Source organism: Acidovorax sp. LjRoot38 (assembly GCF_964252975.1).
In the GTDB taxonomy this organism is placed as follows: Bacteria; Pseudomonadota; Gammaproteobacteria; order Burkholderiales; family Burkholderiaceae_C; genus Acidovorax; species Acidovorax facilis.
Map to the genome: position 1 here is coordinate 498,375 of NZ_CAXUPT020000004.1, position 23,959 is coordinate 522,333.

A 23,959-nucleotide genomic window follows, 5' to 3' on the forward strand; every position below is an offset into this window, starting at 1 on the left:
TGTCGACGTGAGGTGCCAAGCCGGCGATGTTACAGCTTGAGCTCCCACGTCTCCCCCACCAGCTGCTGGCCAAAACCTTCATACGGCTCTGACTTGACCAGCTTGAATCCGCGTTTGGCATAAATGCCCCGTGCAGCAGCCAGGCAGCTGTTGGTCCACAGCACCATCTTCTTGTAGCCCTTGGCCCGCGCAAAGGCGATGCACTCGTCAGTCAGGCGCGCACCCAGACCCAGCCCGCGCGCCTTGGGCGACAGGATCAGCATGCGCAGCTGGGCCGTGGTGGCCGATTTGCGCACCACAAACACGGCGCCTACACGTTCGCCGTCCAGTTCGGCCACCCAGCACCGCTCCCACGCGGGCTGGAACTTGCGCAAAAATTGCGCGGCGATGTCGGCCACCAGGGCTTCAAAGCGGCTGTCCCAGCCGTATTCGCGCCAGTAGATCTCGCCGTGCTGTTGCACCACCCAGCCGATATCGCCAGGAACCGGGTCGCGCAGCACGGCCATGCGCGTGGCCTTAGGCGCCGCGTTGGCGGGGTCCAGCAAGGCTTCGATGCGTTCCATGGCGTCCACCAGCTCCTGCTGGCGCGCGGGGGGCAGGGGGGTCAGCAGGGCTGCGGCCTCGTCGTGTGAGCGTTGCTGCAGCGGCTCGAACACCTCGCGCCCCGTGGGGGTGAGGGTGAGCATGCTCTGGCGGGCATCCTTGGTGCTGGCGCTGCGGGTCATCCAGCCGGATGCTTCAAAACGGCGCAGGATGCGGCTCAGGTAGCCGCCGTCCAGGCCCAGGTCGCGCGCCAGTTCGCTGGCAACGGGCGCCTCGCGGTGCGCCAGTTCGTACAGCACGCGTACATCGGTGAGCGACAGGTCGCTGCCCAGATACGGGTCGAGCACGCCCACCCGCCGGGTAAAAAAGCGGTTGAAACGCCGCACTGCTTTCACGGCTGCGGAGGTGGGCTGGGATGTAGTGCTGGTCGTGGTCATGAATGCCTTAGTCATGCAATTGATTGACTTTGGCAAGTATATGCCTGATGTTCATCAAGACCTCCAACGCACAAGGGCAACGCGCAAGCAGCGACAAAAAGGGCTTGCCGCCGTAAAATCGCGGGTTAACCACCACAGCCGCGCCCCACGACGCCCTTGACGCACAAGGGCCGGCCGCGAAACTCCTCTGCATGAACGCCCCCGTTGACGTCTCCTTTTTTGCGCGCGCCGCAAAGCCATTGACCAGCTACCGTCCGTACTGGGCCAAGCGCTTTGGCACGGCCCCGTTCCTGCCGATGAGCCGCGCCGAGATGGACAAACTGGGCTGGGACAGCTGCGACATCATCCTGGTGACGGGCGATGCCTATGTGGACCACCCGAGCTTCGGCATGGCCGTGATCGGCCGCACGCTCGAAGCCCAGGGCTTTCGCGTAGGCATCATCGCCCAGCCAGACTGGCAAAGCGCCGAGCCCTTCAAGGTGCTGGGCAAGCCCAACCTGTTCTGGGGCGTGACGGCGGGCAACATGGATTCGATGATCAACCGGTACACCGCCGACCGGAAGATTCGCAGCGACGACGCCTACACCCCCGGGGACATCGGCGGCAAGCGCCCGGACCGCGCCGCCATCGTCTACAGCCAGCGATGCCGCGAGGCGTTCAAGGACGTGCCCATCATTCTGGGCGGCATCGAAGGCAGCCTGCGCCGCATTGCGCACTACGACTACTGGAGCGACAAGGTGCGCCGCTCCATCGTGGTGGATGCCAAGTGTGACCTGCTGCTGTACGGCAACGCCGAGCGTGCGCTGGTTGAGGTGGCCCACCGCATCGCAGCACGCGAGCCGGTCGAACAGATCACCGACGTGCGCGGCACGGCGTTTGTGCGCCGGCCTGATGATGAGACCGGCAAGGGCTGGTTCGAGATCGACTCCACCAGCGTGGACGAGCCTGGCCGTGTCGAGGCGCACGTCAACCCCTACATGACCACCAGCGAACAGGCGGCTGCCCAGGGCAGTACCTGTAGCAAGGAGGATGCTCCTGATGCCGTAGCAACTAGCGAAGGTGGAGCAAGCGCTGGCGGCCCAAAAGACCCAAAATCTGCCGAGCCCAACCCCGCCATTCAGCCCATGGTGTTCGTGGCGAACCCGGCGCTCAAGGCCAAGCTCAAGGTGCCCCCACGCGACAAAAGCGTGATCCGCTTGCCCAGCTACGAGCAGGTCAAAAGCGACCCCGTGCTGTATGCCCATGCCAACCGCGTGCTGCACCTGGAAACCAACCCCGGCAACGCCCGCGCGCTAGTGCAGGCGCACGGCGAGGGCGTGACCGCGCGCGACGTGTGGATCAACCCGCCGCCCATCCCGCTCACCACGGCGGAGATGGACTACGTGTTCGACCTGCCTTACGCCCGTGGCCCGCACCCGAGCTACGCCGACGAGAACGGCAGCCACGACGGCGCGACCAAGATCCCCGCGTGGGAGATGATCCGGTTCTCGATCAACATCATGCGCGGCTGCTTTGGCGGCTGCACCTTCTGCTCGATCACCGAGCACGAGGGCCGCATCATCCAGAGTCGAAGTGAAGATTCGATCATTCAGGAGATCGAGGACATCCGCGACAAGGTCAAGGGCTTCACCGGCACCATCAGCGACCTGGGTGGCCCCACCGCCAACATGTACCGCCTGGGCTGCAAAAGCCCCGAGATTGAGGCTGCTTGCCGCAAACCGAGCTGCGTGTACCCGGGCATCTGCTCCAACCTGGGCACCAACCACGACCCGCTGATCAAGATCTACCGCCGTGGCCGCGCATTGAAGGGCATCAAGAAGATCCTGATCGGCTCGGGCCTGCGCTACGACCTGGCTGTGAAAAGCCCTGAATACGTGAAGGAGCTGGTGCAGCACCACGTGGGCGGGTATCTGAAGATCGCGCCCGAGCACACCGAGCAGGGGCCGCTCACCAAGATGATGAAGCCGGGCATCGGCAGCTATGACAAGTTCAAGCAGATGTTCGAGAAGTTCAGCGAAGAAGCGGGCAAGAAGCAGTTCCTGATACCGTACTTCATTGCCGCGCACCCGGGCACCAGCGACGAGGACATGATGAACCTCGCCATCTGGCTGAAGAAGAACGGCTTTCGCGCCGACCAGGTGCAGACCTTCTACCCCAGCCCCATGGCCACGGCCACGGCCATGTACCACAGCAACAAGAACCCGCTGCGCAAGATCACGCGCGACAGCGAGGCTGTGGACATCGTGCGCGGCGACAAGCGCCGCCGCCTGCACAAGGCCTTCCTGCGCTACCACGACCCCAACAATTGGCCTTTGCTGCGCGAGGCGCTCAAGGCCATGGGCCGCGCGGATCTGATCGGCAACGGCAAGCACCACCTGATCCCGACCTTCCAGCCGCTGACCGACGGCGGATACCAGAGTGCGCGGCGCAAGAACTCGACGCCCGTGGGACAGAAGGCAGAAGCCGCCAAAGTGCTGCCATCCCGGCCTGCCAAGCCAGGGCAGCCCCAAAAGGGCCGCATGCTGACCCAGCACACCGGCTTGCCGCCGCGTGTGACCGGGGCGGCCAAACCATCGGCACGCAAGCCCCGCTGACCATGCCTACGCCCTGACGCATCTGTCTGGCCCGTTGGGTTTGCGGGATGTGTCGCGGGAGGCGGATCCACAAGGTACCTCCACCGGTGAATTTAGCGTGCAGATGCGCACCCGCGACATGGCGCGCCTGGCGCTGCTCTACCTGCGTGGCGGCGAGTGGAATGGCCGCCAGCTGGTATCGCGCGATTGGGTAGCCAGGGTGTTTGCGCCCACGGTGTCTATGGGTTGGCGGCTGCGCGCTATGCCGACCAGTGGTGGAGCATGCCGGAGCGGGGGGGGCACGGCCGTGGGGTTCCACCGGCAAATCCTGCTGGTGATGCCCCGGCACGGTATTGCGGCAGCGTTTACCGGGCGCAAGCACTGGGCCTTTGCGCCCCGGAGGGATTTGCTGGATCCCGGCCAAAACTCCTTCTGCCGTTTTCAACCAGCGTTGCCAGCCCGGCCGGTACCGCTGCTGTGCGATGAATGCAAGCTTCAGCCTTCTGCTGCGTGGGTGCCCACCACCACCGATTGCGGGCCGTCACCGGCGGGCTGTGAGATCAGGTCTTCGATGATGAAGGTGCGGTAGTAGAAGGCGGTGACTGCACCTTGGGGGGCAATGGCTTCCACCAGGGTGTCGGTATTGTCTTTGTCGGCCATGGCGATCAGCATGCCGTGGTGGCCAGTGCCCGCCAGGTCGGCAATGCGGCGCACCATGTCGCCCTCGGCGCCCACCGAGGGCATCGGGGCATCTGCCGTGCCCAGGGTGCGGACGATCTCTTGCAGAATGACTTCGGGGCTGGCGTAGGCGGTGTCGCCCTGGTGGCCAGCGGCCTGCAACGCGGTGGCGGCCTGGCGCACGCAGTCTTCGTCGGGGAAGAGTGCGAACACATGGCCGGTGGGGTAGAAAACGCCGCCCATGTTGGTCATGGTGGAATCAAGAATGAGGGGTTTCATGGGCTTCTCCCGAGGTGTTTTAGACCTTTGGGATTGAAACCCGTGGCTGTGGCGCACGGTGTAGGCCAGCGGGCAATCTGCGCGTCAGCCCCCTGTGTTGCGGGCGATGGGCTGCAAAGTTTGACTAAAAATTGCCCCTGACGCTTTTGTATCAAGCGCTATCAGCTATCAAATTGATACTGCATTGGTGGCGCCGCTATGGCAGCCACCCGCCCGCCCAGGCCCCGAGCGCCCCGCAATGCAGCACCACGGTGACCCAGTAGACGGCGCGAAACTCCACCTTGCGGGATTTGTGCCGCAGCCATTGCTGCGCAAACCAAGCACCCGGCCAGCCGCCTGCCAGGCTCAGCAGGTGCAGATGGCTCTCTTTGGTGCGCCACTGGCCGTTTTGCGCGGCGCTTTTGTCGATGGCATAGACCAGAAACGTCAGGAGGTTGACGGCCAGGGCCGCCCCCAACACCCACCATGGGAGTCGGCCCGCCCAGAAGCCCCATGCCAGCAGCGCCACCCAGCCCAGCATCAACACCATCGCCGGACCGGCGGGGGTGGGTGGGCCACTGGACTCTGCAGGGCGTCGGTGGCGTTGAGCCTGGGGTTGGGGCGTCCGCTGCGACGGTTCGTGTCGTCTCCGCTGAGGGGTTGATGTAGCCACCGGGCGGGACGGGGATGCGCCCCCTTGCTGGGCCGCAGGCAGCACTGCCATGGCCCGTGGTCCTTTTCCGCCGACATGAATTTCCTCGTACACCACGGCGATCCCTTCGCGCGGCGGGGTGGTGCCCCGGTAGTCCCGCACATGAAAGAACACATCGGCGGACGTGTCCGGGCTGCGGATGAAGCCGAAGGCGCGAGTAGCGTCCCAGCGGATGACGGTGCCTTGTTTCTGCATCGGTCAACGGAATTCTCAAACCAGGGTGTGCAAGGGAATGTCCTGCGCCACCGCGAGCGCATCGAGTTGAGCGCGGGTTTGCGTGCACAGGAAGGCTGCCACGGCCGCGTGCGTGGCAGGGGCGCGCAGCACCTGCGGGTCGCCCGTGGCGGGCAGGCCTGCAGCGGCGCACAGACTGGCGGCAAAGTGGGGTTCCAGCGCGGCCACGGCAACACGGCCGTCGGCGCAGGGGTAGATGCGGTAACCCGCGTGGTTGCCGCCTACGTCGCCCTCGGGGGTGGTCAGGCCCCAGTCGCGCGGCTGGGCCAGCCAGGCTGCGGCGTCGGCCAGGGCGACTTCGATGCACACGCCGCTGCCCGTGTGGCCACGCTCCAGCAGGGCCTGCAGCACGGCCTCGCTGGCCATCAGGGCGCCGCCCATGTCGGCGTACAGGGTGGGGGGCATCTCGGTGCCGGTGACCAGCCCGGCATCGGCCAGGTAGGTGAGGTCGTGGCCGGGCTCTTCGGCACGCTCGGCGGCTGCGCCCACGATGCGCACCAGGGACAGGCGCGGGTACTTCGCTTGCAGCGCCTCCCAGGAGAGGCCCAGCTTGGTGAGCGCCGAGGGGCGGAATGAGGTGATCAGCACATCGGTGCGGGTCAGTTCTTCGTGCAGCGCGGCCTGGCCTTCTGCCGTCTTGAGGTGGGCATGCACCACGCGCACTCCGCTGTGCAGCGTGGCATAGGCCGCCGGGCTGTAGATGCCCATGGGGTCGGCGCTGGGGTGGCCCGGGGCGGGCGGGGGTTCAAGCTTGGTGCAGTCGGCCCCCATGCGCGCGCAGCGCATCAGGGCGGCAGGGCCGGGCAGGTTGAGCGCGAGACTCAGTACGCGAACGTTGCGCAGGGGCTGGGGCAGGGCAGTTGTCATGGGTGTGGGGTTGTCTCGGTGTTTTGGTTTTGAACGGAAGGAGAAAACGCGGCGCTGGAACTTCAAGGGGCGCGCGGGCTCACTCCCCGCGTTATACATAATTTGTTACGCTCCCCGACCCATGCAACGCAGAACCTCTTTGGCCGCCCTCACGGGTCTGGCCGCCTTTCCGGGAGCTTTCATGACCTCGTCTTTGAGCAGCGCCGCCACGGCGACCGCGCTGCAGGCGCTCAAGCCCTCGCCCCGCATGCCCGTGCTGTTTGTGGGCCATGGCAGCCCCATGAACGCCATCGAGGACAACGCCTGGCGCCGCAGCTGGCAGGCCATGGGCGCGGAGCTGATGGCACGCGCGGTGCAGCCGCAGCTCATCCTGTGTGTGTCGGCCCACTGGCTCACACGCGGCGGCTGGCAGCTGACGGGCATGGCCAACCCCAAGACGATCCACGACTTCGGCGGCTTTCCGCAGGCGCTGTTCGACCAGCGCTACCCCGCGCCCGGTGCGCCGCAGGTGGCGCGCAGCCTCGCCAGCGAACTCAAGTCGCCCGCTACCGGCGGGGCACTGGGTGTGGACGAAGGTGAATGGGGCCTGGACCATGGTACCTGGTCGGTGCTCAAGCCCATGTTCCCCCAGGCTCGGATCCCGGTGATGCAGTTGAGCATGGACTACAGCCGCGCCCCGGCCGAGCACTATGCGCTGGGCCAGCAGCTCAAGGCCTTGCGCGAGCGGGGTGTGCTCATCGTGGGCAGCGGCAACATCGTGCACAACCTGCGCGCATCCCGCCGTGGCTCGGCCGCCAACGAAGCGTATGACTGGGCCACCGAGTTCGACACCGTGGTTCAGGAGCAGATCAAGAAGGGCCAGTTGGGCGCCCTGCAGGACTTCCAGAAACTGGGTGCGGTGGCCCAGCAGGCGCACCCCACGCACGAGCACTATCTGCCGCTGCTGTACGTAGCAGGAGCTGTTTTGCCCAGCGAGATGCCGCGATTCTTCAATACGGGTTACCAGTCGGCGTCGATCTCGATGCGGTCGGTGCAGTGGGGGTGATGCAGGAAAACGTCGGCTGCTTCTATTTTGATAGCTGCCAGCGCTTTTAAATCAAGCGCTAAGGGGCAAAAAGACGTAAAAATTGGCGGCTTTGCCGATCAGGCGGTGGCCCGGATCGTCAGCCACGGCCAGCGTTCTCGGTAGCTTTCAGCCTTGGCCTGGAACAGCGGTAGATGCGGGCATGCGGGGTTGGGTTTGAGCAGTCCTGCGTACAGTTCTTCCAGCCCGTAGGGCGCGTACAGGGTGGACTCGTTGACGCTCAGGTTGTCAGCAGGTTGCAGCCCGACGCAGGTGCAGGGCACCAGAAAACGCTCGATCCCGTTGCGGGCTGATTGCAGTGGCGCATACGGGTAGCCAAACCAGCGTTCGTACCAGAGGTGCACGCGGGCCTGGTTTTTGACTTCCACGGTGATGGGCAGGTCGGCGAAGAGGGCGGCGACTTGGGCTTGCACCTGCTGCTCTGCCGATTCGGACAAGTCGTTGCCGTCGAAGTAGAACAGGTCGTAGTCCTTGATGTTCGCCGTGGGCGCCACGCCGGAGTGCAGATTCCACACCGTCTGGAACAGGCAACCCGCCACCAGCCACGCATCGGGCAGGCCCAGAAACGGCAAACGCTCCAGAAGGGCCGCGTTGTGCGGGTTCTGGAGCGCTTCGCTCACAAAGCGGCGCTGAAGATCAGAAGCGTGAATCAAGGGGACATCCACAGATCGCGCATCGCCACTGTCTTTCGAACAAGCGCGACCGGCGCAAGGTAGCCGCGCAAGGGCCGCCCCGCCGCGCTGGCTGCGTCCCCCTTCCCGAATTGCGCAGCAAATCGAGAGAAAGGGGGAAGGCGCGTCAGCGACTCAGGGGGTTAGACCACTTTTGCGATCGCCTGGCAGACGTAGTCGATGTTCTTGCTGTTCAGGGCTGCCACACACATGCGGCCGGTGTCGGTACCGTACACGCCGAACTCATTGCGCAGGCGCACCATCTGGTCCTTGGACAGGCCGGAGTAGCTGAACATGCCGATCTGGGTGGTGATGAAGCTCATGTCTTGCTTCACACCCGCAGCCTTGAGACCGTCCACCAGCTTCTGGCGCATGGCCTTGATGCGCACGCGCATCTCGCCCAGTTCCTTCTCCCACATCGCGCGCAGCTCAGGGTTGTTCAGCACGGCAGCCACCACTGCGCCACCGTGGATGGGTGGGTTGGAGTAGTTGGTGCGGATCACGATCTTGAGCTGGCTCAGCACGCGCGAAGCTTCTTCCTTGTCGGCGCACAGCACGGACAGGCCGCCCACGCGCTCACCGTAGAGGCTGAAGCTCTTGCTGAACGAGGTAGAGACAAAGAAGTTGAGGCCTGCAGCCACGAACTTGCCGATCACGGCACCGTCTTCGGCGATGCCGTGGCCAAAGCCTTGGTAGGCCATGTCGAGGAAGGGCGTCAGGCCCTTGGCCTTGACGGCCGCAATCACTTGGTCCCACTGCTCGGGGGTGATGTCGTAGCCCGTGGGGTTGTGGCAGCAGGCGTGCAGCACAACGATAGTGCCGGGGGCTGCAGCGTTCAGGCTGGCGAGCATGCCTTCAAAGTTCACGCCACGCTTTTCCGCGTCGTAGTACGTGTAGGTACCGACTTCAAAACCGGCGTTGGTGAACAGTGCGCGGTGATTTTCCCAGCTGGGGTCGGAGATCAGCACCTTGGCGTTGGGGCTGAGTTTCTTGAGGAAGTCAGCGCCGATCTTCAGGCCGCCCGTGCCACCCACCGCTTGCACGGTAGCCACGCGGCCCGAGGTGACGGGTTCGCTGTCCGCGCCGAACACCAAAGCCTTCACGGCGTTGTCGTAAGCCACGATGCCGTCGATGGGCAGGTAGCCACGGGCCGTGGGGGTGGACATCATGGTCTTTTCTGCGGCCTGCACGCATTGCAGCAGGGGCAGCTTGCCGTTGTCGTCGAAATAAACGCCGACGCCCAGGTTGACCTTGTTGGGGTTGGTGTCGGCGTTGAATTGCTCGTTGAGGCCCAGGATGGGGTCGCGGGGGGCCATTTCGACGGCGGTGAACAGAGACATGAAAATCCTTGAAAGGTTGTCAGTAGCGAAGAATCCGGGCGTGGTGTACTGTGCCGGGTTCGGCCGATTTTAACGGCCTGCCTCTACCAATCGTTGACCGCACCTATGCCGGATCTCACAGAAGTCATAACGGAAAAGCAAGACGGCGAGTTCGTCCATTTCCCCAACTCCCCCTTCGAACTGTTCCAGCCGTACCCACCGGCCGGCGACCAGCCCGAGGCCATCAATAAGCTGGTGGAAGGTTTGAACGATGGGGAAACTTTCCAGACGCTGCTGGGGGTGACGGGCTCTGGCAAGACCTTCACCATGGCCAATGTGATCGCCCGCATGGGGCGCCCGGCGATCATCTTCGCGCCCAACAAGACGCTGGCCGCGCAGCTGTACAGCGAGTTCCGCGAGTTCTTCCCCAAGAACGCCGTGGAGTATTTCGTGAGCTACTACGACTACTACCAGCCCGAGGCGTATGTGCCGCAGCGCGACCTGTTCATCGAGAAGGACAGCGCCATCAACGAGCACATCGAGCAGATGCGGCTTTCGTGCACCAAGAGCCTCATGGAGCGCACGGATGTGGTCATCGTGGCCACGGTGTCGGCCATCTACGGCATCGGCGAGCCCGAGAGTTACCACCGCATGGTGATGACGCTGCGCACCGGCGACAAGCTGGGCCAGCGCGACGTAATCGCACAGCTGATACGCATGCAATACCAGCGCAATGAGGCTGATTTTTCGCGCGGCAAGTTCCGCGTGCGGGGCGACACCATTGATGTGTTTCCGGCCGAGCATTCCGAGCTGGCCGTGCGCATCGAGCTGTTTGACGACGAGATCGAGAGCCTGCAGCTGTTTGACCCGCTCACGGGCCGGGTCAAACAGAAGATTCCGCGCTTCACGGTGTACCCAAGCAGCCACTACGTGACGCCGCGCGACAAGGTGCTGGCGGCGGTGGAGACCATCAAGATCGAACTGGCCGAGCGCTTGAAGCAACTGCTGGCCGATGGCAAGCTGGTGGAGGCGCAGCGGCTGGAGCAGCGCACGCGCTTTGACCTGGAGATGCTCAGCGAAGTAGGTCACTGCAAGGGCATCGAGAACTACACGCGCCACCTGTCGGGCGCGGCGCCCGGCGACCCGCCCAGCACGCTGACCGACTACATGCCCAAGAACGCTCTGATGTTCCTGGACGAAAGCCATCAGATGATCGGCCAGCTCAACGCCATGTACAGCGGCGATCGCTCGCGCAAGACCACGCTTGTCGAGTATGGCTTTCGCCTGCCCTCGGCGCTGGACAACCGGCCGCTCAAATTCGAGGAGTTCGAACAGCGTATGCGGCAGGTCATCTTTGTCACCGCCACGCCGGCAGACTACGAGCGCACGCACTCCGGTCAGATCGTCGACCAGGTGGTGCGCCCCACCGGACTGGTGGACCCCGAGGTTGAAGTACGTCCCGCCACCCATCAGGTGGATGATGTGCTGCAAGAAATACGCATTCGTGTTGAAAAGCATGAGCGCGTACTCATTACTACACTGACCAAGCGCATGGCTGAACAGTTGACCGACTACCTGACGGACAACGGCGTGAAGGTGCGCTACCTGCACAGCGACGTGGACACGGTGGAGCGGGTGGAGATCATCCGCGACCTGCGCCTGGGCGCCTTTGACGTGCTGGTGGGCATCAACCTGCTGCGCGAAGGCCTGGATATTCCCGAGGTGTCGCTGGTGGCGATCCTGGATGCGGACAAGGAAGGTTTCCTGCGGGCCGAGCGCAGCCTGATCCAGACCATCGGCCGTGCGGCGCGGAACCTCAATGGCCGGGCCATCCTCTATGCGGACCGCATCACCGACTCCATGAAAAAAGCCATGGGCGAGACGGAACGCCGGCGCATCAAGCAGATCGCACACAACGAGGCCCACGGAATCACGCCGCGCAGCATTGTCAAGCGGGTAAGAGACCTGATTGACGGGGTTTACAGCGAAAAGGCCGGTAAGGACGCAGAACGGCTGGAGCAGGAAGCCCTGCAGCGCGCCAAGGTGGAGGACATGTCAGAAAAAGACGTGGCGCGCGAGATCAAGCGGCTGGAAAAACTCATGCTGGAACACGCTCGCAATCTGGAGTTCGAGCAGGCCGCCCGGGTGCGCGACCAGCTCACGCGGCTCAAGGACCAGGCATTTGGTGCACATGGCAACGATTCGGTGGCCTTGTAATGGGCGAAAGAACAATCGGAAATAACTATCGGGTCAATTAAAAACTAGTTGGTTTTTTAACCCGACAGATTCGATAGGGATTTGTGTTATACTCGCACAAAATACTCAAGAAAACAGCCCAGCGATGAAGGGCTCCGTGGCAGGCGACTGTTCGGAGTAAGGGGCGGAGACGGTGCCTTGCTGACCAACAGTCAGTGCAGGCGGTTTCTACAACGAACAAGCCTTAGCACAAGGAGCTTGCGATGCGTCTCACAACCAAAGGCCGTTTTGCGGTCACCGCCATGATTGATCTGGCCCTGCGTCAGAACAATGGCCCAGTCACCCTCGCGGCCATCAGCCAGCGCCAGCAGATATCGCTGTCGTACCTGGAGCAGCTTTTCGGCAAGCTTCGCCGCCATGAGCTGGTCGAATCGACCCGTGGCCCCGGTGGCGGTTATACCCTGGCCCGCAAGGCGGGCGACATCACTGTGGCCGACATCATTGTCTCGGTGGATCAGCCCATTGACGCCACGCAGTGCGGTGGCAAGGAAAACTGCCTGGGCGAAGCTGGCCGCTGCATGACGCATGAGCTGTGGGCATCGCTCAACCAACGCATGGTCGAGTTTCTGGATTCCGTCACTCTACAAAAGCTGGTGGACGAACAGATTGCCAAGGGCGTGCAGATCGAAGACAAGCCGGTGGTACGCCGTGCCATTTCGACGACCCCGGTGGTCAAGCCGATCCGCGTGAATGCTCCGAACTCCGTGTTCGCGCTGGGCAACGTTTTTGCCAAATCCTGATAGCCCAAGGCTTGTGTCGACCCTGGGGTCGGCACCGCCCTGAACAGTTTTTGAACCCGTTTTTGTTTCTTATTGCGTTTGCCAGCCAGCAACCACTACTGAGCCAGCCATGGACATGACCCCGCACTTCCCCATCTATCTCGACTACGGCGCCACCACCCCCGTGGACCCCCGTGTGGTCGATGCCATGATTCCCTGGTTGCGTGAACACTTCGGCAACCCGGCGTCGCGCAGTCATGCCTGGGGCTGGGAGGCTGAGGAAGCGGTTGAAAAGGCGCGGGTGCAGGTGGCAGACTTGATCGGTGCGGACCCGCGTGAAATCGTGTGGACCAGCGGCGCTACCGAATCCATCAATCTGGCCTTGAAGGGTGCAGCGCACTTCTACAAAGGCAAGGGCAAGCACCTCATTACGCTCAAGACCGAGCACAAGGCCGTGCTGGACACCATGCGTGAGCTGGAGCGCCAGGGTTTTGAAGCCACTTATCTGGATGTGCAGGAAGACGGTCTGGTCAACATGGATGCCCTGAAGGCCACCATCCGCCCCGATACGGTACTGATCAGCATCCTGTTCGTGAACAACGAAATTGGCGTGATCCAGGACATCCCTGCTATCGGCGCGCTGTGCCGTGAAAAGGGCATCCTGCTGCACGTGGATGCCGCCCAGGCCACAGGCCGGGTCGAGATCGACATGAACGTGCTGCCCATCGACCTGATGAGCATGACCGCGCACAAGACCTACGGACCCAAGGGCGTTGGCGCGTTGTATGTGCGCCGCAAGCCCCGTGTTCGGCTGGAAGCGCAGATGCACGGCGGTGGTCACGAGCGTGGCATGCGTTCGGGCACCTTGCCCACGCACCAGATCGTGGGCATGGGTGAAGCCTTTCGCATCGCCAAAGAAGAAATGGCCGAGAGCAATGCTAAGGCCCATGCCTTGCAGCAGCGCTTGCTCGATGGCTTAAAGGACATTGAACAGGTGTTCATCAACGGCAGCATGGAGCGCCGCGTGCCGCAGAACCTGAACATGAGCTTCAACTTCGTCGAAGGCGAATCGCTCATCATGGGCATCAAGGGCCTGGCGGTGTCGTCGGGTTCTGCCTGCACGTCCGCCAGTCTGGAGCCCAGCTACGTGTTGCGCGCCCTGGGCCGCAGCGACGAGCTGGCACACAGTAGCCTGCGCATGACCATCGGCCGTTTCACGACCGAAGAAGAGATCGACTACGCCATCTCCACCATCCGCGAGAACGTGGCCCGCCTGCGCGAATTGAGCCCACTGTGGGAGATGTACAAGGACGGCATCGACATCAGCACCATCCAGTGGGCTGCGCACTGATTTACTGAAGATTTTGGAAGAATTGAAGAGGTACACATCATGGCTTACTCAGAAAAAGTGGTTGACCATTACGAAAACCCCCGCAATGTGGGTTCGTTCGACAAGGGCGACGATTCGGTGGGCACCGGTATGGTGGGCGCGCCCGCCTGCGGCGACGTGATGAAGCTGCAGATCAAGGTGAACCCCGAGACCGGCGTGATTGAAGACGCGCGCTTCAAGACCTACGGCTGTGGCTCGGCGATCGCCTCGTCTTCGCTGGTGACTGAATGGGTCAAGGGCAAGACGCTGGACGAAGCGGCAGCCCTCAAGAACAGCGAGATCGCTGAAGAGCTGGCCCTGCCGCCCGTCAAGATCCATTGCTCCATCCTGGCTGAAGATGCCATCAAGGCTGCGGTGCTCGACTACAAGACCAAGCACGCAGCCACTGCAACTGCCGCTGCCTGATTTGACAGATAAATAGATCGAGAGACATGGCCATTACGCTGACAGAAGCCGCTGCACGGCACGTCAACCGCTACTTGTCCCGCCGAGGCAAGGGCCTGGGAGTGCGCCTGGGAGTCAAGACGACCGGCTGCTCCGGGCTTGCCTACAAGCTCGAATATGTGGACGACAGCGAGCCTGAGGACATCGTGTTCGAGAACCACGGTGTCAAAGTGCTGATTGACCCCAAGAGCCTGGCCTACATCGACGGCACCGAGCTGGACTTTGTGCGCGAGGGTCTCAATGAAGGCTTCAAGTTCAACAACCCCAACGAGCGTGACCGCTGCGGTTGTGGGGAGAGTTTCCGCGTTTGATCACCAGCTGCTTTCGCGCCGTCGAACCGCCATCGCGTCGCGTGCTGGCGGTTTTTTCTTGGATTTCCGCATTCAGCCTACTAGCGCATGAACCTGCAATCTGACGACTTTGAATTGTTTGGCCTTGCGCGCCGCTTTGCTCAGGAGCGCAGCGCCATCGATGCGCGCTGGAAGGAACTGCAGCGCGAAGCCCACCCCGACAAATTCGCGGCGCAGGGTGCGGCGGCGCAACGCGTGGCCATGCAGTGGTCCGTGCGCATCAACGAGGCTTACCAACGCCTGAAAGATCCAATGCGCCGTGCGGCCTACCTGTGCGAACTGCACGCAGCCCCCATCAATGCCGAGGACAACACGGCCATGCCCACTGCGTTTTTGATGCAGCAGATGGAGTGGCGCGAGGCTTTGGAAGATGCCCGCGCAGAGAGCGAACTCGACACCTTGGACGACGCTGTCGCGCAGGCCCGCAGCGCCGCGCTGGCGCAGTGCGAGCAACTCATCGACCAGCAGCAGGACTACGCGGGCGCGGCCCGCCAGGTCAGAGCCCTCATGTTCATTGCGCGATTTGCCGACGACATTGAACGACGCCGAGAGCAACTGGGACAATAGAGCGGTTTTGCCTTCCCCTTGGGGCCTCTATCGTTTGCTGACGTGACGGTAGGCTCCACCACGTTGAGACCCGAAATTTCATGGCGCTTTTGCAGATTTCCGAACCCGGCCAATCTCCCGACCCACACCAGCGGCGCATTGCCGTGGGCATTGACCTGGGCACGACCCATTCGTTGGTTGCCGCCGTGCGCAATGGCGTGGCAGAGTGCCTGCCCGACGCGCAGGGTAGGGTGCTGCTGCCCTCCGTTGTGCGCTACCTCGAAAACGGTCGTCGCCAGATCGGATATGACGCCGTGGCGGCGCAGGCCCAGGATGCGCGCAACACCATCGCCTCGGCCAAGCGCTTCATGGGGCGTGGCCTGAAAGACGTGGCGGAAGCGGGCAAGTTGCCCTACGACTTCGTGGTTGCTGCCGATAGTGACGAGGGCGGTATGGTCAGTCTCGCTACGGTGGATGGCAACAAGTCGCCCGTTGAGGTCAGCGCTGAGATTCTGGCCACGCTGCGCTACCGAGCCGAAGACACCTTCAACGACGATCTCTATGGCGCCGTCATCACCGTGCCGGCCTACTTTGACGACGCGCAGCGCCAGGCCACCAAGGATGCGGCCAAGCTTGCCGGCATTAACCTGCTGCGCCTGATCAACGAGCCCACCGCTGCCGCGATTGCCTATGGCCTGGACAACGCCAGCGAGGGGGTCTATGCCGTATACGACCTGGGCGGAGGCACCTTTGACATCTCGATCTTGCGCCTGACGCAGGGCGTGTTTGAAGTCATTTCCACGGGGGGTGACTCGGCTTTGGGGGGGGATGACTACGATGCCGCGCTGGCCGATTGGGTACTGCATCAGCTAGGGCTGCGGGCGACCACTGCAGCCGACAAATCCGCCGTGCGCATGGCTGCACGCGCCTGCAAGGAGGCCTTGACTGCTACTGATTTGGCAGCATTCAGCGCCTTACTATCAAGCGCTGAGGCCCGATTTGACGTCAAACGGTCGGACTTCGAAGCGATCACAGCCGACTTGACGGCACGCTCCATGGCCGCAGTGCGCCGTGCGCTGCGTGATGCCCATCTGGCACGGGACGAGGTGCAAGGCGTGGTGATGGTGGGTGGCTCCACCCGCATGCCGCAAGTGCAGCGCGCCGTGGAGGAGTTCTTCGGCAAGCCGCCGCTGACCAACCTCAATCCCGATGAAGTCGTAGCCTTGGGCGCCGCCATCCAGGCCAACCAGCTGGCGGGCAACAACACCTCAGGTGATCTGCTGCTGCTTGATGTGATTCCGCTGTCGCTGGGCATCGAAACCATGGGCGGGCTGGTGGAACGCATCGTGGCGCGCAACGAGACCATTCCCACCGCCAAGGCGCAGGACTTCACCACGTACAAGGATGGTCAGACCGCCTTGGCGATCCATGTGGTGCAGGGCGAACGCGACCTGGTGCAAGACTGCCGCAGCCTCGCGCGTTTTGAGCTGCGTGGCATCCCGCCCATGGCCGCAGGGGCTGCTCGCATCCGTGTGACCTTTACCGTCGACGCCGATGGACTTTTGAGTGTGAGTGCGAAGGAGCAGGGCAGCGGTGTGGAAGCGCGCATTGATGTGAAGCCGTCGTATGGTCTCTCCGATGACCAGATTGCGCGCATGCTGCAGGACGGGTTTGCCACTGCCGCGCAGGACATGAAGGCTCGCGCCGTGGTCGAGGCGCGCGTGGATGCCGACCGTATGCTGATCGCCACCCAGAGTGCGTTGGATGCGGATGGCGATGTGCTCAGCCCCAAGGAGCGCGCCGCCATCGATGCCTTGATGGTGGCCCTGCGCCACCAGCGCGATGCCGATGATGCCGCTGTCATCGAAGCCGCGACCGATGCACTGGCCAAAGGCACCGAAGGTTTTGCGGCCCAGCGCATGAATCGCGGCATCCAGCAGGCATTGGCTGGCAAGAACGTCGCGAGCCTCTGAGCGTGCCCGGCGCATCCCTCTGAACAAGAAAAAGACACCCCATGCCCGTCATCAAAATCCTCCCCCATCCCGAATACTGCCCCGCAGGTACTGAAATCACGGCGCCTGCTGGCACCTCGATCTGCGAAGCCCTGCTGGACAACCACATCAACATCGAGCACGCCTGTGACATGAGCTGCGCCTGCACCACCTGCCACGTCATCGTGCGCCAGGGGCTGAGCTCGCTCAACCAGGCCGAGGAAGAGGAAGAAGACCTGTTGGACCGCGCCTGGGGCCTGGAGCCACAATCGCGCCTGTCGTGCCAGGCCATCCTTGCGCAAACCGATCTGACCGTCGAAATTCCGAAATACACGATCAACCACGCGAAGGAAAACCACTGATGTCCCGGCAAATTGTTCTGGACACCGAAACCACCGGCCTGTCGGCCGAGGGGGGCGATCGCATCATTGAACTGGGCTGTGTAGAGCTGCTCAATCGCAAGCTCACCGGTAACAACCTGCACCTGTACTTCAATCCCGGCCGCGACAGCCACGAAGACGCGCTGAAGGTGCACGGCATCAGCAACGAGTTCCTGAAGGACAAGCCCAAGTTCGCCGAGGTGGTGGATGACATCCTGCAGTACCTGCAAGGTGCCGAGATCATCATCCACAACGCCGCGTTCGATGTGGGCTTTCTGAACAAGGAGCTGGAACTGGTGGGGCGTCCCGCGTTTCGCACCTATGTGGAGAGCGTGACCGACACGCTGGCCATGGCCAAGGAGATGTACCCGGGCAAGCGCAATTCGCTCGATGCCCTGTGCGACCGCCTGGGTGTGGACAACTCGGGCCGCACGCTGCATGGCGCCTTGCTGGATGCCGAGCTGCTGGCCGATGTATACATCAATCTCACGCGCGGCCAGGATGCCCTGCTGATTTCCGATGATGCGCAGGACAGTGGCGATGGCCTGAAGATCGCAGCCATCGACCTGCGCGGATTGAGCCTGCCCGTCCTGCGTGCCAGTGAGCAGGAACAGGTGGCCCACGCGGAGCTACTGGTGCAGATCGACAAGGCCAGTGGTGGCAAAACAATTTGGAGAACTGTTCAGGCGGCCTGAAAAGCTGTGCCATAATAGAGGGCTGTCACAGAGACACGGGTGATTAGCTCAGCGGTAGAGCACTGCCTTCACACGGCAGGGGTCACATGTTCGATCCATGTATCACCCACCACGCTTTTTGACTTCTTGCGAATGCACTCTGTTTCAGGGTGCCTACGTCGGGTGATTAGCTCAGCGGTAGAGCACTGCCTTCACACGGCAGGGGTCACATGTTCGATCCATGTATCACCCACCAATTTGAAAACCCCTGCAGATTTTGGTCTGCAGGGGTTTTTTCATGGGCGTTTGCATAGGCGGCTGTTTCGCCTGCTGCACGCCGCAGAGAGACTAAAGTGTCGGACCATGATTCCACGGGAGTTGCATTTCCTGGAACCGCACTCGCTGTCCTCTGGCCTCTTTGCCGCTATCGATACGCCCTGACCCATGATCACCTTCCACAATCCGTTTCACCAGGGTCACGCCCCCGTCCACGAATTTTTTCGCGGCGAACGCGTGCCGTGTTTTGAGAAGCCTGCACGCGTGGACTATGTCGAAGGGGCGCTGCGGGCGCGGGGCCATGGCCTGATGGCCCCGGATGTGGATAGTGCCCCCGTTTTGTCTCAGGTGCACGCGCCACGCTATTTGGCCTTTTTGCAGACCGCTTGGCAGCATTGGCTGGCCCTCGACCCTGCCAACGCTGGAGTGCAGCCATTCCCGTCGGTCTGGCCCGTGCGTACCTTGCGCAGTGATCTGGAGCCTGAGAATTTTGTGGCACGCCTGGGCCTGTACTCCATGGACAACGGCACGCCCATGGCGTCGGGTACCTGGGCTGCAGCCAAGGCGGGAGCCGATGCTGCCGCCAGCGCTGCGACCCTTGTGGCGCGAGGGGCCCGCGCGGCGTTTTGCTGCACAAGGCCGCCCGGCCACCATGCCGGCCCCGACTTCATGGGCGGCTATTGTTTTCTGAACAATGCTGCCGTGGCCGCACAGGTGCTGCGCAACCAGGGTGCACAGCGTGTGGCGTTGCTTGATGTGGACTACCACCACGGCAACGGCACGCAAAGCATCTTCTACGACCGGGCCGATGTGCTGTTCATCAGCATCCATGGCGATCCCCGCACCGAGTACCCGTTTTATCTGGGCCATGCGGACGAAACCGGGGTGGGCGAGGGCGCGGGATTCAATCTGAACCTGCCGCTGCCTGCAGGCACCAGTGCGACGACCTGGTTCGATGCGCTGGAAAGCGCCTGTGCGCGTATTGCCAGCCAGGGGGCCGACGCCCTGGTGGTCTCCCTCGGGCTCGATACCTTTGAGGGCGATCCCATCTCCAAGTTTGCGCTGGCGTCCGCCGATTTCACCCGGGTGGGTGAGCGCCTTGCACGGGCGGGCCTGCCCACCGTCTTTGTGCTGGAAGGTGGCTATGCGGCTGCAGAACTGGGCACCAACGCCGTCAATGTGCTCGACGGGTTCGAGCAGGTTTGAGGATGCGGTGCCTATTGGAGGGCTGAGTGATGGCGGATGCTGTGGATTGTGTGGTGGTTGGTGCGGGTGTCGTGGGCCTTGCCGTCGCGCGGGCGCTGGCCCTGCAGGGCCGCGAAGTGATGGTGCTGGAGTCTGCCGATGCCATCGGAACGGGTATCAGCTCGCGCAACAGCGAGGTGATCCATGCCGGGATCTACTACCCTACCGATTCGTTGAAGGCCAAGCTGTGCGTGCGAGGCCGAGACATGCTGTATGCCTACTGCATTGAGCGCAATGTGCCTCACCGCCGCTGCGGCAAACTCCTGGTGGCAACCTCGCCGGGCCAGTTGTCAAGTCTTGAGTCCATCCAGGCACGCGCGCAATCCAATGGCGTGCTGGATTTGCGCTGGCTGGGTCGCCATGAAGCCCAGGCCATGGAACCTGCGCTGGAATGTGTTGCCGCTTTGTTTTCGCCCAGCACCGGCATTGTGGACAGCCATGCCCTGATGCTCGCGCTGCAGGGCGATCTGGAGCATGCGGGGGGACTTGTTGCACTGAATTCGCCCCTGGCGCTTGCGGAATGTGCGCAAGATGCTATAAATTTGGAAGCATTCGACGGTGCGCGCTTGCGAGCGCGCACGGTGGTCAATGCAGCAGGGCTGCACGCCCCCGCGCTGGCCCGCCGATTCGCAGGGCTGGGGGTGGATCATGTGCCCCATGCCCGCTATGCCAAAGGCAGCTATTTCACGCTGTCCGGCAAAGCCCCCTTCAGCCGCTTGATCTACCCCGTGCCCGAGGCCGCAGGCCTGGGCGTGCATCTGACACTCGACCTGGGTGGGCAGGCCAAGTTCGGCCCCGACGTGCAGTGGGTGGATTCGCCAGATGACCTGTTGGTAGACCCCGCACGCGGAGATGCGTTTTACGCCGAGGTCCGCAAGTACTGGCCCGCACTGCGCGACGGGGCGCTGGCACCCGGCTATGCGGGCATGCGGCCCAAGATCCACGGACCGGATGAGCCGGCAGCGGACTTTGTGATCCAGGGACCATCAGTCCATGGCATCCCCGGTCTCGTGAACCTGTTTGGCATTGAGTCCCCGGGGTTGACAAGTTCTCTGGCGATTGCAGAACATGTGGCCGCACTCGTTTGATCTGGGGCAAGCCATTTGCAATCGGTAACCTCTTGAGACCCCGTCCTACGAAGGGGAACAGAGCGGGTGACTAAGATGAACTGGTGTTCTGCACGGCTCTGCCGACAGGGCTGACTGATTTTTTTGTTGCTTAAAGAAAGGCTTGTATGACTGCTTCCGACACCACCACGACCCAGGGCGAACTGGAAAAGCTGGTTTCTGATCTGCGGGGGCTACTGGCCAACAAAGATCTCGACGCGGTTCCGGAAATCAAGCTGCTGCGCCAGCGTCTTGACGATGGCATGCACAACGTGCGCGAGTCTGCCGTGCGTGCGGCGCAAGATGCCGCCCGCCAGGCCAAAGAAGCGGCACTTGCGGCCGACCGCTATGCGCATGATGAACCATGGCGCGTGGCCGGGGCCGCACTGGCGGTGGGCGCGCTGGTGGGCTTCCTGCTTGCACGCCGCTGATCCGGGCCGTCAGGGCTCGGTTGCACAACACGGGGGCTGCGCATGAACTGGCTTTCTCTTCTGGGGCTGGAGTCGCTGGTGGCCCGGTGGCGCGCCAATGTGATCGAAGGCGCCATTGCGGCCGAAGACCGGATGGACCTCGCCCGTCTGGAATGGCAGGATCAGAAACAACGCCTGCAGCAGATGCTGGTGTTGACCATCGTGGTGGCAGGGCTCACGGTGGTGGCCTTGATCATGCTTTCGTTGGCGGTTCTGGTTCATTTCTGGGATACCCCCCATCGCACGCTGGTGGCCTGGTTGGTCGCGGCCGTGTGGACTGTGGGATGGGCCGCGACGCTGATGTCGCTGGTTTCCGTGGTTCAGAAGGCGGGCAATGGCTTCGCCCTCACGCGCCGCGAACTCGCACAGGACTGGCGTGACATCAAGGAGCGTTTGTAATGGCGACGACCCCTTCATCTCCATCTCCCATGTCGCAGCCTGTGTTTCCCCCGCCGACGGCTGCCCAGCAGCGGGTGCTGGACCGCATTGCCCTGCAACGCGAACGTCTTCGCGCTCGCAGGGCTGCGCGGGCCCAGTCGCTGGCCTTGGCGCAGCGTGACCCTGGGGCAGGCGGCATGGACGAATCCCTGGCGCTTCGCGCCGCAGGGTTTGCGCGGGAGCATCCCCTGGCGGTTGCGGCCATGGCAGGGGTTGCCTTGGTGGCAGGGCCGCGCCGCCTGATTCGTTGGGCGGGTGTGCTGCTGCCCATGTTGATGCGGCTGCGGCGCTAGGCCGGTGCTGCACGCACCTGCGCAAGGCGGCCTGCCTCTCGCAAACACAAAGAGCCGCTGATCACAGCGGCTCTTTGTGTTTCCGGTTCAGCGGGGCGACCTGGACTCAACCCATGGCTTTGATGGCCTTTGCGGCCTTCACCACCAAAGCGGGGCCTTCGTAGATCAGTCCGGTATAGATCTGCACCACGTCGGCGCCCGCGCGGACTTTGCTGACGGCATCCTCTGCGCTCATGATGCCGCCCACACCAATGATGGGAAAGCGGCTGCCCAGTGCGGCCCGCAACTGGCGGATGACCTGGTTGCTGGCCTCCAAAACCGGCGCTCCGCTCAGGCCGCCGGTCTCTCCTGCATGGCGCAGGCCTTGCACGGCAGTGCGGCTGATGGTGGTATTGGTCGCGATCACGCCGTCCATCCCGTGGCGTTGCAGTGTGGCGGCGATCACGGACGCCTGGGCTTCGTCGAGGTCGGGGGCAATCTTCACAAACACCGGCACGCGGCGGCCATGCTGTGTGGCCAGGGCCTCACGCCTTTCGGCGATGGCACCCAGCAGGGCGTCCAGGGCAGCGTCGCTTTGCAGAGCGCGCAGGTTCTGGGTGTTGGGTGAGCTGATGTTGACTGTGACGTAGTCAGCGTGGGCGTAGACGCCCTCCAGGCAGGTCAGGTAGTCGCTGGTGGCATTCTCGATGGGGGTGGTGGCGTTCTTTCCGATGTTGAGGCCCAGCAGAAGGGGATGTTTGCGGCTTTGGGTGCGAAATTGCGCCTGCTGCACGTTGTGCAGGAAGGCGTCCAGGCCCTCGTTGTTGAAGCCCAGGCGGTTGATCAGCGCCCGGGCTTCGGGCAGGCGGAACATGCGCGGCTTGGGGTTGCCGGGCTGCGCCTTGGGCGTCACCGTGCCCACTTCGACAAAGCCGAAGCCCATGGCACCCAGCGCGTCGATGCAGCGGGCGTTCTTGTCCAGGCCTGCCGCCATACCCACGCGGTTGGGAAAAGTCAGGCCTGCCAGTTCCACGGGGTCGTCCACGGTTTCGTTGCACCAGGCCCACTGCAGCGGAGTGCGCTGCCCGCGTGCCAGCATGTCCATGGTGAGTTCGTGGGCGGTCTCGGCATCCATGCCAAAGAGAAAGGGGCGGGTGAGGGCGTAGGGGATCAGGGACATGGAGGGATAATTCAAGGATTACCCCTGATTTTCTCCCATGACGACCACTCCTTCCCTGACCCAAGACGAACTCAAGACCCTGGTAGGCCAAGCCGCACTGCAATATGTGGTGCCTGGCGAGATTGTGGGCGTAGGCACCGGCTCCACCGTCAACAAGTTCATTGACGCACTGGCTACCATCAAGGACCAGATCAAGGGTGCTGTCTCCAGCTCGGTGGCCAGCACGGAGCGGCTCAAGGCGCTCGGTATTCCAGTGTTTGATGCCAACGAAGTGGCTTCGCTTGCGGTCTACATCGACGGTGCCGACGAGATCGATGGCAAAGGCCATATGGTCAAGGGCGGTGGCGCTGCGCTGACGCGCGAGAAGATCGTCGCGGCACTGGCCACGCGTTTTGTGTGTATTGCCGATGAATCCAAGCTGGTCCAGGCGCTGGGGCAGTTTCCCTTGCCGGTCGAGGTGATCCCCATGGCTGCCAACCACATTGCACGGCGTTTTGCGGCGATGGGGGGGCAGGCGCAGCTGCGGATGCGGGATGGGCAACCTCTGGTGACCGACAACGGTCAACACATCCTGGATGTCCGTGGGCTCTCGATCGCGGACCCGTTGGCGTTTGAATCCGACATCAACCAGTGGCCGGGGGTGGTGACGGTGGGGGTTTTTGCCCACCAGAAGGCGTCTGTCTGCCTGTTGGGCACCGCACAGGGTGTGAAAACGCTCACCTACTGAGCATGAACTCCTGAGCAGTTTTTCCGGCAAAGAAAAAGGGGCCTGAATAGGCCCCTTTGTTTTGGCAGTGACCCGTCCTGAATGAGGTTGACACCTTTCTGTTCATCAGGAAGGAAAGT

The 23,959-nt window shown here is 62.9% G+C and carries 24 protein-coding genes and 2 tRNA genes; 19 read left to right on the top strand and 7 right to left on the bottom strand.

Annotation, left to right across the window (positions count from 1 at the left end; genetic code table 11):
* Positions 1–29 precede the first annotated feature (29 nt).
* Positions 30–995, bottom strand: a complete 966-nt coding sequence (locus tag ACSQ22_RS09980) for a bifunctional helix-turn-helix transcriptional regulator/GNAT family N-acetyltransferase (protein ID WP_436130196.1) — start codon at positions 993–995, stop codon at positions 30–32.
* Between the two features lie 176 nt (positions 996–1,171).
* Between ACSQ22_RS09980 and ACSQ22_RS09985 the strand changes: the two genes are divergently transcribed.
* On the top strand, positions 1,172–3,574 hold the full coding sequence (locus ACSQ22_RS09985) for a YgiQ family radical SAM protein (RefSeq protein ID WP_436130197.1): 2,403 nt from the start codon (positions 1,172–1,174) through the stop codon (positions 3,572–3,574).
* 474 nt (positions 3,575–4,048) lie between these two features.
* Here ACSQ22_RS09985 and ACSQ22_RS09990 read toward each other — a convergent pair whose 3' ends face one another.
* From ACSQ22_RS09990 to ACSQ22_RS10000, 3 genes are all read right to left on the bottom strand, one after another.
* The gene (locus tag ACSQ22_RS09990; protein ID WP_121420036.1) at positions 4,049–4,510 is read right to left on the bottom strand and encodes a hypothetical protein; all 462 of its coding nucleotides are present in this window, start codon (positions 4,508–4,510) and stop codon (positions 4,049–4,051) included.
* Between the two features lie 196 nt (positions 4,511–4,706).
* On the bottom strand, positions 4,707–5,396 hold the full coding sequence (locus ACSQ22_RS09995; protein WP_436130198.1) for a DUF1294 domain-containing protein: 690 nt from the start codon (positions 5,394–5,396) through the stop codon (positions 4,707–4,709).
* 15 nt (positions 5,397–5,411) lie between these two features.
* The gene (locus tag ACSQ22_RS10000; protein WP_436130199.1) at positions 5,412–6,302 is read right to left on the bottom strand and encodes a CoA transferase; all 891 of its coding nucleotides are present in this window, start codon (positions 6,300–6,302) and stop codon (positions 5,412–5,414) included.
* A gap of 139 nt (positions 6,303–6,441) precedes the next feature.
* Here ACSQ22_RS10000 and ygiD point away from each other — a divergent pair, with 139 nt between their 5' ends.
* Positions 6,442–7,347 (top strand): 4,5-DOPA dioxygenase extradiol, encoded by a 906-nt coding sequence (ygiD, locus tag ACSQ22_RS10005; protein WP_436130218.1) that lies wholly within the window; start codon positions 6,442–6,444, stop codon positions 7,345–7,347.
* Between the two features lie 98 nt (positions 7,348–7,445).
* Here ygiD and ACSQ22_RS10010 read toward each other — a convergent pair whose 3' ends face one another.
* Positions 7,446–8,039 carry a nucleotidyltransferase family protein gene (locus ACSQ22_RS10010; RefSeq protein WP_436130200.1) on the bottom strand — a complete coding sequence of 198 codons (594 nt, stop codon included), beginning with the start codon at positions 8,037–8,039 and terminating at the stop codon, positions 7,446–7,448.
* A 161-nt stretch (positions 8,040–8,200) separates the two neighbouring features.
* The gene (locus ACSQ22_RS10015; RefSeq protein WP_436130201.1) at positions 8,201–9,397 is read right to left on the bottom strand and encodes an amino acid aminotransferase; all 1,197 of its coding nucleotides are present in this window, start codon (positions 9,395–9,397) and stop codon (positions 8,201–8,203) included.
* Between the two features lie 105 nt (positions 9,398–9,502).
* Between ACSQ22_RS10015 and uvrB the strand changes: the two genes are divergently transcribed.
* The 16 genes from uvrB (at position 9,503) to ACSQ22_RS10095 (ending at position 21,954) form a co-directional block, all read left to right on the top strand.
* Positions 9,503–11,593: an excinuclease ABC subunit UvrB gene (gene uvrB, locus ACSQ22_RS10020; protein ID WP_436130202.1), complete on the top strand. Its 2,091-nt coding sequence runs from the start codon at positions 9,503–9,505 to the stop codon at positions 11,591–11,593.
* A gap of 242 nt (positions 11,594–11,835) precedes the next feature.
* On the top strand, positions 11,836–12,372 hold the full coding sequence (gene iscR / locus ACSQ22_RS10025) for a Fe-S cluster assembly transcriptional regulator IscR (RefSeq protein ID WP_436130203.1): 537 nt from the start codon (positions 11,836–11,838) through the stop codon (positions 12,370–12,372).
* Between the two features lie 109 nt (positions 12,373–12,481).
* Complete coding sequence (locus tag ACSQ22_RS10030) at positions 12,482–13,702, top strand: IscS subfamily cysteine desulfurase (protein ID WP_436130204.1); 1,221 nt, start codon at positions 12,482–12,484, stop codon at positions 13,700–13,702.
* 39 nt (positions 13,703–13,741) lie between these two features.
* Positions 13,742–14,146 carry a Fe-S cluster assembly scaffold IscU gene (iscU, locus tag ACSQ22_RS10035; RefSeq protein WP_121420096.1) on the top strand — a complete coding sequence of 135 codons (405 nt, stop codon included), beginning with the start codon at positions 13,742–13,744 and terminating at the stop codon, positions 14,144–14,146.
* A 26-nt stretch (positions 14,147–14,172) separates the two neighbouring features.
* On the top strand, positions 14,173–14,496 hold the full coding sequence (gene iscA / locus ACSQ22_RS10040; protein WP_008904781.1) for an iron-sulfur cluster assembly protein IscA: 324 nt from the start codon (positions 14,173–14,175) through the stop codon (positions 14,494–14,496).
* 87 nt (positions 14,497–14,583) lie between these two features.
* Positions 14,584–15,102 (top strand): Fe-S protein assembly co-chaperone HscB, encoded by a 519-nt coding sequence (hscB, locus tag ACSQ22_RS10045; protein WP_228895215.1) that lies wholly within the window; start codon positions 14,584–14,586, stop codon positions 15,100–15,102.
* Positions 15,103–15,182: 80 nt separating this feature from the next.
* A complete protein-coding gene (gene hscA / locus ACSQ22_RS10050; RefSeq protein WP_436130205.1) occupies positions 15,183–17,054 on the top strand; it encodes a Fe-S protein assembly chaperone HscA in 1,872 nt (623 codons plus the stop codon).
* 41 nt (positions 17,055–17,095) lie between these two features.
* A complete protein-coding gene (fdx, locus tag ACSQ22_RS10055; protein WP_228895220.1) occupies positions 17,096–17,434 on the top strand; it encodes an ISC system 2Fe-2S type ferredoxin in 339 nt (112 codons plus the stop codon).
* Positions 17,434–18,147, top strand: coding sequence for a DNA polymerase III subunit epsilon (gene dnaQ, locus ACSQ22_RS10060; RefSeq protein ID WP_228895222.1), 714 nt, complete (start codon positions 17,434–17,436; stop codon positions 18,145–18,147). The genes fdx and dnaQ overlap by 1 nt, the downstream gene beginning before the upstream one ends.
* 37 nt (positions 18,148–18,184) lie before the next feature.
* A tRNA-Val gene (locus ACSQ22_RS10065) sits at positions 18,185–18,259 on the top strand.
* A 48-nt stretch (positions 18,260–18,307) separates the two neighbouring features.
* Positions 18,308–18,382, top strand: a tRNA-Val gene (locus tag ACSQ22_RS10070).
* 188 nt (positions 18,383–18,570) lie between these two features.
* Positions 18,571–19,608: a histone deacetylase family protein gene (locus ACSQ22_RS10075; RefSeq protein ID WP_436130206.1), complete on the top strand. Its 1,038-nt coding sequence runs from the start codon at positions 18,571–18,573 to the stop codon at positions 19,606–19,608.
* Positions 19,609–19,637: 29 nt separating this feature from the next.
* The gene (locus tag ACSQ22_RS10080) at positions 19,638–20,735 is read left to right on the top strand and encodes an NAD(P)/FAD-dependent oxidoreductase (protein WP_436130207.1); all 1,098 of its coding nucleotides are present in this window, start codon (positions 19,638–19,640) and stop codon (positions 20,733–20,735) included.
* A 146-nt stretch (positions 20,736–20,881) separates the two neighbouring features.
* Positions 20,882–21,184, top strand: coding sequence for a DUF883 family protein (locus tag ACSQ22_RS10085; protein WP_008904788.1), 303 nt, complete (start codon positions 20,882–20,884; stop codon positions 21,182–21,184).
* 42 nt (positions 21,185–21,226) lie between these two features.
* Entirely contained in the window at positions 21,227–21,622 is a 396-nt protein-coding gene (locus ACSQ22_RS10090; RefSeq protein ID WP_055395878.1) for a phage holin family protein, read from the top strand.
* Positions 21,622–21,954, top strand: coding sequence for a hypothetical protein (locus tag ACSQ22_RS10095; protein ID WP_436130208.1), 333 nt, complete (start codon positions 21,622–21,624; stop codon positions 21,952–21,954). Before ACSQ22_RS10090 ends, ACSQ22_RS10095 begins: the two co-directional genes overlap by 1 nt.
* A 106-nt stretch (positions 21,955–22,060) precedes the next feature.
* Here the strand turns inward: ACSQ22_RS10095 and ACSQ22_RS10100 are convergent, their stop codons facing one another.
* Positions 22,061–23,113, bottom strand: a complete 1,053-nt coding sequence (locus tag ACSQ22_RS10100; protein ID WP_436130209.1) for a quinone-dependent dihydroorotate dehydrogenase — start codon at positions 23,111–23,113, stop codon at positions 22,061–22,063.
* A gap of 37 nt (positions 23,114–23,150) precedes the next feature.
* Between ACSQ22_RS10100 and rpiA the strand changes: the two genes are divergently transcribed.
* Positions 23,151–23,840, top strand: coding sequence for a ribose-5-phosphate isomerase RpiA (gene rpiA / locus ACSQ22_RS10105; RefSeq protein WP_121506478.1), 690 nt, complete (start codon positions 23,151–23,153; stop codon positions 23,838–23,840).
* Positions 23,841–23,959 lie beyond the last annotated feature (119 nt).

Excerpts from the sequence above, each read along its gene's own strand:
- ACSQ22_RS09980 (WP_436130196.1), bottom strand. The coding sequence starts at position 995 with ATGACTAAGGCATTCATGACCACGACCAGCACTACATCCCAGCCCACC.
- ACSQ22_RS09985 (WP_436130197.1), top strand. The coding sequence starts at position 1,172 with ATGAACGCCCCCGTTGACGTCTCCTTTTTTGCGCGCGCCGCAAAGCCA.
- ACSQ22_RS09990 (WP_121420036.1), bottom strand. The coding sequence starts at position 4,510 with ATGAAACCCCTCATTCTTGATTCCACCATGACCAACATGGGCGGCGTT.
- ACSQ22_RS09995 (WP_436130198.1), bottom strand. The coding sequence starts at position 5,396 with ATGCAGAAACAAGGCACCGTCATCCGCTGGGACGCTACTCGCGCCTTC.
- ACSQ22_RS10000 (WP_436130199.1), bottom strand. The coding sequence starts at position 6,302 with ATGACAACTGCCCTGCCCCAGCCCCTGCGCAACGTTCGCGTACTGAGT.
- ACSQ22_RS10015 (WP_436130201.1), bottom strand. The coding sequence starts at position 9,397 with ATGTCTCTGTTCACCGCCGTCGAAATGGCCCCCCGCGACCCCATCCTG.
- uvrB (WP_436130202.1), top strand. The coding sequence starts at position 9,503 with ATGCCGGATCTCACAGAAGTCATAACGGAAAAGCAAGACGGCGAGTTC.
- iscR (WP_436130203.1), top strand. The coding sequence starts at position 11,836 with ATGCGTCTCACAACCAAAGGCCGTTTTGCGGTCACCGCCATGATTGAT.
- ACSQ22_RS10030 (WP_436130204.1), top strand. The coding sequence starts at position 12,482 with ATGGACATGACCCCGCACTTCCCCATCTATCTCGACTACGGCGCCACC.
- iscU (WP_121420096.1), top strand. The coding sequence starts at position 13,742 with ATGGCTTACTCAGAAAAAGTGGTTGACCATTACGAAAACCCCCGCAAT.
- iscA (WP_008904781.1), top strand. The coding sequence starts at position 14,173 with ATGGCCATTACGCTGACAGAAGCCGCTGCACGGCACGTCAACCGCTAC.
- hscB (WP_228895215.1), top strand. The coding sequence starts at position 14,584 with ATGAACCTGCAATCTGACGACTTTGAATTGTTTGGCCTTGCGCGCCGC.
- hscA (WP_436130205.1), top strand. The coding sequence starts at position 15,183 with ATGGCGCTTTTGCAGATTTCCGAACCCGGCCAATCTCCCGACCCACAC.
- fdx (WP_228895220.1), top strand. The coding sequence starts at position 17,096 with ATGCCCGTCATCAAAATCCTCCCCCATCCCGAATACTGCCCCGCAGGT.
- dnaQ (WP_228895222.1), top strand. The coding sequence starts at position 17,434 with ATGTCCCGGCAAATTGTTCTGGACACCGAAACCACCGGCCTGTCGGCC.
- ACSQ22_RS10075 (WP_436130206.1), top strand. The coding sequence starts at position 18,571 with ATGATCACCTTCCACAATCCGTTTCACCAGGGTCACGCCCCCGTCCAC.
- ACSQ22_RS10080 (WP_436130207.1), top strand. The coding sequence starts at position 19,638 with ATGGCGGATGCTGTGGATTGTGTGGTGGTTGGTGCGGGTGTCGTGGGC.
- ACSQ22_RS10085 (WP_008904788.1), top strand. The coding sequence starts at position 20,882 with ATGACTGCTTCCGACACCACCACGACCCAGGGCGAACTGGAAAAGCTG.
- ACSQ22_RS10090 (WP_055395878.1), top strand. The coding sequence starts at position 21,227 with ATGAACTGGCTTTCTCTTCTGGGGCTGGAGTCGCTGGTGGCCCGGTGG.
- ACSQ22_RS10095 (WP_436130208.1), top strand. The coding sequence starts at position 21,622 with ATGGCGACGACCCCTTCATCTCCATCTCCCATGTCGCAGCCTGTGTTT.
- ACSQ22_RS10100 (WP_436130209.1), bottom strand. The coding sequence starts at position 23,113 with ATGTCCCTGATCCCCTACGCCCTCACCCGCCCCTTTCTCTTTGGCATG.
- rpiA (WP_121506478.1), top strand. The coding sequence starts at position 23,151 with ATGACGACCACTCCTTCCCTGACCCAAGACGAACTCAAGACCCTGGTA.